This is a genomic window from Nocardiopsis lambiniae, assembly GCF_031845465.1.
GTDB lineage: Bacteria > Actinomycetota > Actinomycetes > Streptosporangiales > Streptosporangiaceae > Nocardiopsis > Nocardiopsis lambiniae.
In genome coordinates this window covers 1-253 of the sequence record NZ_JAVREP010000066.1, presented here as the reverse complement: position 1 = coordinate 253, position 253 = coordinate 1, and the positions used below count along the sequence as shown (strand labels likewise).

The window sequence follows — 253 nt, the reverse complement described above, 5'->3', positions numbered from 1 at the left end:
ATCGTGGCGCTGAACCGGTTCGAAGGGCAGCTGGACTACACGGCCGAACAGGTACGCGAGGCCTTGGAGGTCAGCCCGGAGGTCCCCATCATCGACTTCGACGCCCGCCAGCGGCTCTCCGGGGGAGAGGTCCTCAAGACCCTCCTCAGGTACGCCTTGGAGCACAACCGCGCCAGCGAGCCCGTCGCCTGACGGGCGGGGAGGTCGCCCCCGGCACGCTCCCCCCGGTCGTCCCGTAGATTCCCCAGGAAAG

Annotated in this window: 1 pseudogene; it reads left to right on the top strand. The window is 69.2% G+C overall.

Annotated elements, in window-relative coordinates:
- A pseudogene (locus tag RM479_RS27555) lies at positions 1 to 192 on the top strand (ATP-binding protein); the annotation flags it as partial.
- Positions 193 to 253 lie beyond the last annotated feature (61 nt).